1 protein-coding gene is annotated in these 971 nt (G+C 40.7%); it reads left to right on the forward strand.

The features are described from left to right. The coding region (locus AC1DWN_RS34330) for an NADP(+)-dependent, decarboxylating phosphogluconate dehydrogenase (protein ID WP_477563280.1) at positions 1-762 on the forward strand (762 nt) is incomplete at its 5' end. Between the last annotated feature and the right edge of the window lie 209 nt (positions 763-971).

The raw sequence follows: 971 nt of genomic DNA on the forward strand, positions 1-971 counted from the left end.
GAATGGAACAACGGCGAGCTTGATAGCTATTTGATCGAGATCACTGCAGATATTTTTAAGAAGATAGACCCGGATACAGGCAAACCGATGGTAGATGTCATTCTCGATTCAGCAGGACAAAAAGGAACAGGAAAGTGGACTAGCCAAAGCGCATTGGATTTGGGCGTTCCATTATCTATCATTACAGAATCCGTGTTCTCACGCTTTATCTCCGCAATGAAAGAAGAACGCGTCGCTGCGAGTAAACAATTGAATGGGCCTGCAGCATCTAGCTATGACGGAGATCCGAAAGAATTCATTGAAGCGGTTCGTAAAGCTTTGTACACTAGCAAGATTGCTTCCTACGCGCAAGGCTTTGCGCAAATGAGAGCAGCATCTGACGCATACAACTGGGATTTGAAATATGGCAGTATCGCGATGATTTTCCGCGGAGGATGTATTATCCGTGCAAGATTTTTGCAAAATATTAAAGATGCCTATGATCGCAATCCTGCGCTAAACAATCTGTTCTTGGACGAATACTTCAGCGAGATCGTACAGAACTATCAGGAAGCATGGAGAAAAGTAATATCCATTGCAGTGACCAGAGGAATTCCTGTTCCCGCGTTCTCTTCTGCACTAGCCTATTATGATAGCTATCGTACAGAAAGATTGCCAGCTAATTTGCTGCAAGCGCAGCGTGATTATTTTGGAGCACATACTTTCCAGCGTCTTGATAAAGAAGGTAGCTTCCATTTCCAATGGATGAGCAATAACGAATAACAACTAAGCAACGAATAACGTATCATGAAGCGCATATTCAGCTAATTTGTCTAATAATTATTGAAATTTTAAAATGCGCATGCTATGATACTTCATAAATTCATTGATTGGAGTTGGAGCGGATAATGTAATATTTCTTGCAAACCTTATAAAACAATAAAACAGAAAAAGCGATCGGTTTATTTCGCGTGTTTTATTCTTTATATGCA

Source organism: Paenibacillus sp. P4_A7 (assembly GCF_056402455.1).